Source organism: Mangrovihabitans endophyticus (assembly GCF_014646155.1).
Lineage (GTDB): Bacteria > Actinomycetota > Actinomycetes > Mycobacteriales > Micromonosporaceae > Actinoplanes > Actinoplanes endophyticus.
In genome coordinates, this window is record NZ_BMMX01000037.1 from 45,182 (window position 1) to 54,159 (window position 8,978).

Here is an 8,978-nt window from a genome sequence, read left to right on the forward strand (position 1 = left end):
ACACTCTACAGCTCACCACGGAACGCCCGATGCTGGAGAGCGCTAAATAAGCCATCGAGGTGAGACAACTGGCGCGTGTATCGCTCTCGCAATTCTGCTATGAATTCCACACGCTTCGCGAACTCTTGCTGCAAAAGTAGTGGCGGCACTGGGATGGAGATTCCACTCAATCCGTCAATGTTAATGTTGTACTGGCCTGCCGAGGTTTTACATGACGAGCGCAGTGATCGCCTACCTGTCGACCCGAGTAGAAACTCGCGAACATATACCGGGTTAACTTTATCCAGGTGGAGGCGCGCCCGAATGAGATAAGAAGCATATATGAAACTATCCGACGCATGGCCGCTTGAAGAAACTAGATCTTCAGAGAAGACTGCGCAGCGCCCAACGTACTCGGGGTTCCCGTTGCTCCTTACGAAAAGGAGATCACCTTGCCGCAGACGCAATCGCGTCAACTCGGCGGGCGTGACCGGAACAAATTTCAAATCTCTAACGTCAAGGCTTCCTCCGACGACGTTCGGGATCCGTAGGGTTGGGTGCCCTCGATCCTCTGATTTGACTGACGTTCCGTACCGAAATTCCGAAGTGAGTTCTCCAAGTGTGGCTGAATCCAAATTCGCTGTCCGCCTTAGAGGGTCGCCAAATGTTCCAAAGGTTTCAATGAAGAGCGCCTGAGTTAGGCCATCAAGATTGGTGATCGCCTGCCTTCGCTTGATTCGCAGCTCGTATGCTTGATCCAGAAGACCTACGATGCGCTGTCTTTCACCTGCTGGAGGTAGTGGTATTTGCCAAGACGCCAAGGCTTCTTTGCCAAGGTGATTGATACCGACGCCACGTGAAGCCTCCGCAAATTTTCCGACACTGGCAGCATGGCGGAAATAGTGAAGGAGGAACTCTGGTTCGATATCTTTGGGCCTTACTCGAATAAGAGTATTCTGAAACGCGCAGTCAGTGATCTCGTCTTGCCAAAGAGCCGGCTTTCCGACCTCGCGGGCACTGCCGGACGCTTCGTTTAGTAGAAGATCCCCCTTGGAAAGTCGGTATACCTCCATTTCGGCGTCAGTGAAATTCATGGTTTTGATATCGCCGAGCCGTAGACCGTCCCAGTCGACGTTGGCCGCCCGAAGGTATGGACGCATTTGGTCGCCCTCATGATTCTTCGGAGACCTTTGCCTTCCGAGTCGCACTTCGGCAATCGTGTCAAGTCGAGCCATTCGCCAGTCATTGGGCAGGCTGGTCACAGCATCCCCTTTAGGTTCGACAGACCTTGCTGAATTTCGGATTCCAGGCGTTCTAGATCCTCCAGAAATTCAGAAGGGCGCCGGTGAATAACCTCTTGGTGTGCAACCTCCTTATAGCGGCTAAGGCTAAGGTCGTAATCTTGGGCTGCGATCTCATCGCGGGATACGCAGAAGCTCTGTTCGGTACGCTGCCGCTCGCGCTCGCTGCCGTTACGGCGAGTCCAGCGCGCCTGAACATCAGGCAGGTTATTTTTTGCGTGATCATCTTCCGAGAGCGGCTCGACTGGGGTAACACTGAGCTTTGCTGCCCCCAGCAGCGGCGCTCGTTTGTCGTCGAGGCTGTATCCGTCGGCGGTTACCTCGTAGAACCAGACGTGGTCGGTTCCGCCGCTATCGGTGCGGGTGAAGAACAGGATTGCGGTAGATACCCCCGCATACGGCTTGAATACCCCACCTGGAAGCTTGACTACTGCGTCGAGCTTATGTTCCTCGACCAGTTTTCGCCGTAGATCCTTGTGCGCTTTGGTTGATCCGAATAGCACGCCGTCAGGGACGATAACCGCAGCGCGCCCGCCCGGCCGAAGTAGTCGCAGAAACAGCGCCAGGAAAAGTAGTTCAGTCTTTTTGGTTTTGACAACTGTTTGCAGGTCCTTGGCGGTGGTCTCGTAGTCGAGGCTACCAGCGAACGGTGGGTTAGCCAGAATAATCGAGTATTGGCCAGCATCCTCGGCGGAGCTTTGCGCGAGGGAGTCGCGGTTACGGATATCCGGCTGCTCCACCTCGTGGAGTAGCATGTTCATGCTCGCGATGCGTAGCATGGTGCGGTCGAAGTCAAAGCCGTGGAACATGCTGTTGTTGAAATGCCGCCGCTGTTCAGCATCCAACAACGCATCGCGGTAGTTGCGGCTCAGATACTCCGCGCTTGCCACCAAGAAGCCGGCTGTGCCGCAGGCCGGGTCGCAGATCTCATCACCGGGTCGAGGCTCCATCATCTCCACGATCAGTTGGATGATGTGTCGAGGAGTGCGGAACTGGCCATTCTGTCCAGCAGTAGCGATCTTGCTGAGCATGTACTCGTACAAGTCGCCCTTGGTGTCTCGGTCAGCCAGCGGGAGTGTACCAATCATGTCGAGAACCTTCGCCAGCAGGTTCTCCGTCGGGATGGTGAACCGGGCATCGCTCATGTGCTGCGCGTAGGTCGAGCCGTCCCCACCGAGATCCCTCAGCCATGGGAAGACCTCGTCACGAACGACCTCGAAGGTGTTCGCCGGGTGGTTCAGGCCGGTGAACTCTGTCCACCGCAGGTGATTGGTGGCGGCGGTGTAGATCGGGTCTTTGATTGGCTGCCGGGTGTGGGTGGCGAGCCCTTCCTTACGGCGCTGTAGGTCGTCCAGCCGCTTGATGAACATCAGGTAGGTGATCTGCTCGATCACCTCCAGCGGGTTGGAGATGCCACCTGACCAGAACGCGTCCCAGACTCTGTCGATCTTGCTCTTGAGCTCGCCGGTAATCACGCCGGGAGCGTACTCGCGACCACCCGGAGATCAAGGACCAGTAGTCCGGAGTCGTGTCGTGGCCGGAGGCCGTGCGGCCAGTCGGCCTCGAACCAGCCGGACGCCCCGACGTGACCGGCTGGGCGGTGGCGACCAGGTTCAGGCTGCTTCACCCTTCCTGCTCAGCGATCATGGATCATCAGGCGATGCTGACGCGACGTTTCAGCCGGACGGGGCGTCGCAGTTCTGTTCTGGCTCCTGCCGATGGTTCGAGCCCTCGACTGAACGCTCGCCCCCACCGCTCTCGACGAGGGTTTTGACCTGCGGGAAGACCGCCGCTGGCGTGACACCGGCGAGTCGCTGGTGTTCGAGGAGGGCACTTGTACCTGCGACGCGATTGCCCGAGACGACTCTCGCTCGCGAGCCTATCGACCGGCTGCGGGACCGTATGTCCAGAAGTCCGCGAGCAGGGGCATTCCTGCGGCTGCCAAGTCGGTGTCCAGCCACTGTGGCTCCTTGTCGTACGCGTCGCGCCACTGCTGCGCGGTGATGTGTGCGGCCGGCCCGAACGGCAAGATCACCGTCTCCCGGAGCAGGCCCGGGGCGGTTAGCCGTCGCAGGAAGGTTCCCTGGTTGGTGTCGGCTGTGACGGTTTCGGCTTCGGCGGAGGTCGCCCCGAGGGAGGTCGCGTCGCCGCTGGACAGGACGACGCCTTGCGCGCAGCTTGGCCACGACACGTCGGAGCTGATGGCTTCTGCCATGGCGGCGATCCGATCGGGAGGCGGCAGGCGGGGCCAGTCAGTGAACTGGAACAAGCCGTCGCGGCAGTCAATGCGCACCCACACCGGCAGCGGCCCATCGATCTGCCGCGCCTTGCCGGCGAGCGCGCGGCGCAACCTCTTCCAACCATCGCGTTCCTGTACCGCTCCGCTGAACGTGGTGGTGCCGGCCGGCACCGATTCCGGGTAGACAGCGATCCATCCGTGGTCGGCGCGCACGATCTGCGGTGCCCGGGTGGTCCGCGCTGCTGCGGCGGCGCGCTCGGCGGTCGCGAGCCAGACCTCCGTGGTGCGGCCGAGGCCGCCATCGCCGGCGGCGTCCAGCGGATGGCTGTCGAGCGAGACAACGCAGTTCACGTCATGGCGATGCTCGATGCCGCGTACCGCACGCTTGATCGCGTCTTCGTATCGTTCCCAGGACTTGTCGGCGTCGCCCCGGAGGATGGCGGTGACCTCCACCAACCACGGCGCACGATCGGCGTCGACCAGCAGGTCCGCCTTCCGGTCCGTTCCCGGAATGTCCGGCTCATAGGTCACAGAGACGTCCATAGCCCTGCAGGCCCGCGCGGCTTCCAATTGCAGCCGTAGGTGGTACCAGGCCGGTATGTCCACGCCGTCGACCGCCCCGTTGAGCACCGGGCGGAACGTCGGTTCAGATGCCGCATCACGCAGATGAAGCGCGAATGTCAGGAACATCGGGAGAACGGATCGATGGCTCGCCGACAGCAGGAACTCCGGCGGCAGTCCACGGAACTTCCGAAACGTCCTGGCGGGGAATTCCTCACCCAAGATCGTCTTAACGTCCGTCAACAGGTCCCGCACGACACGATGCCCGGTCTCCGACAAGGCGCCACCGCTCGCCAGGCGACCTATCACGTCCCACGTAGGCTCGTCCGGAAGATCCACTGCAGCAGCATCTCGCAGCAGGATCAGCGCGTCACATCCGGGCCGGAACGGCTACTCACCCTCGCCGGTGTTCGACGCAACACCGCGACCGAAGCCATGGCCTCGCGCAACGGTGCGCAGCGACGAGCGGTCAGGGTGCAGCCGGCCGAGCCTGAGCTGCCCCGGCCTGGACCCTCGCGATCGCGGCGACGACAGCCATGACAATCCCCATGGTGATCGGGCCGAGCGACATACTGCTCACCTTGGGCGTGCGGTCCGGGACGACATACGTCAGATGCACATTCCGCCCATGGGGCTCGACCGTCACCGTCACGGTCGCCGCGACCGGCCAGGAAACGGGGAAGGTGCACGTGACCGGTTCGGTGACCGCGCGGCGCTGCTGTGCGGAGGCCATCAGCCGACGATAGAAAACAGGACCACACGTCGATGGACAGCTTGTGCGACATCGGCAGCCGCGGGAGCGGCGCGGCGTATCTGATTGCGGGGCGGTACCACACTCGTCCGGCTGGTTCTGGTTCTTCAGCCGGTGGCACCCAGCGGGGTGACACCTGAACGGTGGTCATCTGACTGGGCGGCCATTTGCGCTGTTCGCGGCTGGTTAGCGTGCCCGGGTGGCACTCGTGAATCTGAGCCGCGCTCACCTGCGGGTACTCAAAGTCAGCGTCACCCTCGCCCGGCGTGCAACGTCTTGTGCCAGCGTTCGATCTTGCCGGTCGTGGTGGGTGACCGCGGCTTGGTCAGCCGCTGCAGGATGCCGTTCTCGCGGCAGACCTTCTCAAACATCACCTCGACCGGCTGCGGCCGGTTGTGCCGGCCGGTGAATTGCTTGCCATTGTCGGAGAGCACCTCGAACGGCACGCCGTAGCGGTGCATCGCCGCGGTGAACGCGGCGCAAACCGCCCGACCGGAGGGAACGGCGACGACCGCGGCAATCACGATGAACCGGGAGTGGTCGTCGATGCCGGTGACCATCTTGCATTCCCGACCATCCGCGAGAGGGATCCCACCGACCAGGTCGAGCTGCCACAGGTGCATCGGCGCGTCCCGCTGCCAGCGACGGTACTTACGCGGATGTTGTTGCTCCTCCGCGGCGGCCAGCCCATTACGAACGAGTACGCGGTGCACCGTCGCCCGCGCCGGCACCGCCTCGAGCAACTGCTGAACGGTGATCTCGTGGACGATGCGCCGGGCACCCCACCGCGGATGCTGCTGACGCAGCTCGCAGATCAACGACTCGACTGCGGGCAGCTGTCGGGGTACTCGTTGAAGTGCAGAGTTGAGTACGGCTGATCTTGCAGAGCTCACCCGCGGTGGTGGGATTCCCGGCTGTCGTGGGAGGTGTGGTTCTGCAGGCGGTGGCGGTTCAGTGCGAGCATGTCGATCAGCCAGCCAGGACCACCGGTGATACCGCGAGAACGCAGGAGTACGTCGAGATCGTGGTGAACAGCGGGGCTGGCGTCGGCGAGGAACTCTTCGCAAATTTCGAGCAGCTCGGGCAGCGGATCGTCGCCCGGCGTGGATGCGGTCACCGACGTCCTCGCTGGCCTGGTCGGGTGTCAGGCGACGTTCTCGATGGCGGTGAGCCTGTTCTTGAGCCGGTAGCTGGGCCCGTTGATCGGGACGACGTCGCAGTGGTGCAGGAGCCGGTCGAGGATGGCGGTGGCCAGGACCTCATCACCGAAGACCTGACCCCATTCGCCGAAGCCTTTGTTCGACGTCAGAAGCGTCGAGCCCTTCTCATATCGCTTCGAGATGACCTGGAAGACGAGGTTGGCCTCGGCGCGTTCGAGGGGCTGATAGCCGACCTCGTCGATCACGAGAACGTGCGGGCGCAGGTAAGTGCGGAGTTTGCGGGCGAGCCGGCCGATCGCGTCGGCGGCTTTAAGCTGGCGGACCAGGTCGTCGAGGGTGGAGAAGTAGACGGTGAACCCGGCCCGGCAGGCAGTGACCGCGAGAGACACGGCGATGTGGGTCTTGCCGACGCCGGGCGGCCCGAGCAGAGCGACGTTGGCTTTGGCCTGGACGAACGCGAGGGTGGCCAGGTCACGGACTTTGCGGGGGTCCAGGTCAGGCTGGAAGCTGAAGTCGTAGTCGTCGAGGGTCTTGTGGTGCGGCAGCCGAGATAGGCGCAGCCCGGTCCGGAAGCGGCGTTCGTCGCGGACGGCGAGTTCTTCTTCGAGGACCAGGTCGAGGAACTCGAGGTAGCCCATGGACTCGGTGTCGGCGCGGGCGGTGAACTCCTGCAACGTCTTAGCCAGGTGCGGCAGGCCGAGTTTGGTCGCGCTGGCGTGGATGCGGTTGGTGACCAGCTCAGTCACTTCGACACGTCCTTGAGGTGGGGCCGGCTGGTGAAAGGGCTGGCCTGGGCGATCTGGTCATAAACTGACAGCGGGCGGGCCTCAACGGTGACCTGCGCGGCCGGGGCCCGGGTGAGTAGGTCCTGCAACGGCCCCCGACCGCTGCCGGGCTGACGCCGTGACACCTGCTGAGGGTGGGGCTCGCCGGTGGTGACGGCTCGGGTGTGCCCATCGGGCAGGCCGTCCCAGTGCGCTTCGTCGACGACGCGGGCGCCGCGGCCGACCGCCCGCTGGTGGACGGCCAGCAGCGTCTCGCCGTCCAGACCGGCGAGCGTGGCGTGGATCGTGACCGTCGCGGCGGTCGCGCGGATCTCCACGAGCTGGCGGTGCCGGACCCTGCGGGCGGGAACCGAGTAGAGGTTCCCGGAGTAGGCGACCAGGCAGTCCTTGCCGACATGGCGCAGGTGCCGGTCGGCGACGACATACGGCTTGGCCGGGACCAGCCGTAGCGCGTTGTGGTCGCGGATCGCGCGGACACCGATGATCTCGCCGTGGGTGCGGTGCCGTAACGCCCGCCGCTGTGACACCCACGCCATGAACGCGGCATCGAGCTCGTCCAGCGACGAGAACGCCCGCCCAGCCAGAACGTGGTCGCGGACGATGGTGACCTGCCTTTCCACCCGGCCTTTGCCTGTCGGCCGGTAGGCGGCCAGCACATCAACGGCGAAGTCGTAGTGCCCGGCGAACGCGACCGCTTCCGGATGCAAAGGCACTGCTTGGCCGGGGGCGACGTGCCGTCGGACGACGGTCTTGGTCCGGTCATAGACGATCGAGCCGGGCACCCCGCCGAAGTGTGTGAACGCCCGCCGGTGAGCACCCCAGAACGCGGCCAGGTCCTGGCTGGTGGTGAAGCAGCAGAACGGGTCGCGTGAATACGACAGCACCATGTGGAACGAGTAGACCTTCGGAATCCCGACATGCGCCAGGATGCCGCCCTCGTCGCCCCAGTCCACCTGGGCCTGGGCGCCGGGCACGACCTCGAACCGGCGGTGCAGCCCCGCCAACTGGTCCGGGCTGATCCCCAGCTCAGCGGCGACCCGGGGCCTTGCCTGCTGCAGATACAGCTTCACCCGCTGGTAGTTGCCGGTGAAACCGTACTGCTCCACCAGCCGTTCATGGATCACGGTGCCCTTGAGCAGCAGCTCCGCCCGCAACCAGGCGTCCACCACGTGCGCGAACGCGTCAATCACCTGCCCACGCGACGGCCTGACCTTGCGTCGAGGCGGTGCCTCACCGCCTTCAGAAGCGAGGTACTTCTTGACCGTCCGCCAGTTCAGGCCGGTCTCGCGAGCGATCTCCGAGACACTCGCGCCGGCCTCGTGCAGGGTCCGGAACCGGCGCACATCCAGCCACCGCTGCTCATCCAGAGCCCCCATCGCCAGCCGCCCAACCTCTGCCCGACAACGACCCGAGCAGCGTCACGCCCAGCACCTCGCGTACGACGCACAAACCGTGCTCACCTCTGCACGTTCACCCGTACGCAGCTCTGCACTCATAGCCGTACGCCGACAGCAGCAGCCGTCTGGGACTGGTCCGCGGACGCCGGGACCGATCCTCCAGCCCGGCCTTTGCCCTCTGCCTCGAACCGAGACCGCCACGTATGCAGCGACTGCCGCGACGTCCCGTACTGGGCGGCGACCTGCGTGATCGGTGACCCGGCCAGCACTTCACGCACCGCCTGATACCGGTACTCCACCAATGCCTGCTGATCCACGACCGCCTCGACTCCCTGAAATGGACGCCGAGAAGAAGATCAACAGTCAGGCGCGCCCGTCAAGCATCTCCCGATAACGAACCGTCAAGCATGTTCTGAGACCCCACATCGACAAGGAAGACCCCCGCGCGTGCGGGGACGACCGATGGGGCAGCACGTGAGGTCCGTAGTCAGCAGGAAGACCCCCGCGCGTGCGGGGACGACTCTCGGCGGGTTCGCCTGCGGTGGGCGCCTCGGGGAAGACCCCCGCGCGTGCGGGGTCTGGCGTCCGCGAATGCGGTCGGCGTGCGCCGGTTGTCGTCGGCTCCGCACGTGCGGGGGTCGTCCGATGCGCCGTTGGATTCTCCGCTGCGCGCACTCGGGTTGACGCGAGCCTCAGCGGCCCGGGCCTTAGGTGTGGCTGTGTGGGGTTTTTCGGCGGGTGGTGAGTCGTTCGATGATTGGTGTTTGTCGCATGGTGGTCAGTTCGATCAGCTTCGCTGGTGGGG

At 63.9% G+C, this 8,978-nt stretch carries 8 protein-coding genes and 1 pseudogene; all 9 read right to left on the reverse strand.

The window, feature by feature from the left end:
- Positions 1-5: 5 nt before the first annotated feature.
- Positions 6-1,241 (reverse strand): restriction endonuclease subunit S, encoded by a 1,236-nt coding sequence (locus tag IEY73_RS26645; protein ID WP_189082070.1) that lies wholly within the window; start codon positions 1,239-1,241, stop codon positions 6-8.
- The gene (locus IEY73_RS26650; protein WP_189082071.1) at positions 1,238-2,755 is read right to left on the reverse strand and encodes a type I restriction-modification system subunit M; all 1,518 of its coding nucleotides are present in this window, start codon (positions 2,753-2,755) and stop codon (positions 1,238-1,240) included. The genes IEY73_RS26645 and IEY73_RS26650 overlap by 4 nt, the downstream gene beginning before the upstream one ends.
- A 404-nt stretch (positions 2,756-3,159) precedes the next feature.
- Positions 3,160-4,419 carry a hypothetical protein gene (locus tag IEY73_RS26655; RefSeq protein WP_189082072.1) on the reverse strand — a complete coding sequence of 420 codons (1,260 nt, stop codon included), beginning with the start codon at positions 4,417-4,419 and terminating at the stop codon, positions 3,160-3,162.
- Positions 4,420-4,549: 130 nt separating this feature from the next.
- Positions 4,550-4,813, reverse strand: coding sequence for a hypothetical protein (locus IEY73_RS26660; RefSeq protein WP_189082073.1), 264 nt, complete (start codon positions 4,811-4,813; stop codon positions 4,550-4,552).
- Between the two features lie 287 nt (positions 4,814-5,100).
- Positions 5,101-5,676: pseudogene (locus IEY73_RS26665) on the reverse strand (DDE-type integrase/transposase/recombinase); the annotation flags it as partial.
- Between the two features lie 44 nt (positions 5,677-5,720).
- A complete protein-coding gene (locus IEY73_RS26670; RefSeq protein WP_189082074.1) occupies positions 5,721-5,948 on the reverse strand; it encodes a hypothetical protein in 228 nt (75 codons plus the stop codon).
- A gap of 27 nt (positions 5,949-5,975) precedes the next feature.
- The gene (gene istB / locus IEY73_RS26675) at positions 5,976-6,737 is read right to left on the reverse strand and encodes an IS21-like element helper ATPase IstB (RefSeq protein WP_189082075.1); all 762 of its coding nucleotides are present in this window, start codon (positions 6,735-6,737) and stop codon (positions 5,976-5,978) included.
- Positions 6,734-8,152 carry an IS21 family transposase gene (gene istA / locus IEY73_RS26680; protein WP_189082076.1) on the reverse strand — a complete coding sequence of 473 codons (1,419 nt, stop codon included), beginning with the start codon at positions 8,150-8,152 and terminating at the stop codon, positions 6,734-6,736. The genes istB and istA overlap by 4 nt, the downstream gene beginning before the upstream one ends.
- A gap of 116 nt (positions 8,153-8,268) precedes the next feature.
- Positions 8,269-8,490 (reverse strand): helix-turn-helix domain-containing protein, encoded by a 222-nt coding sequence (locus IEY73_RS26685; RefSeq protein ID WP_373292882.1) that lies wholly within the window; start codon positions 8,488-8,490, stop codon positions 8,269-8,271.
- Positions 8,491-8,978: the final 488 nt, after the last annotated feature.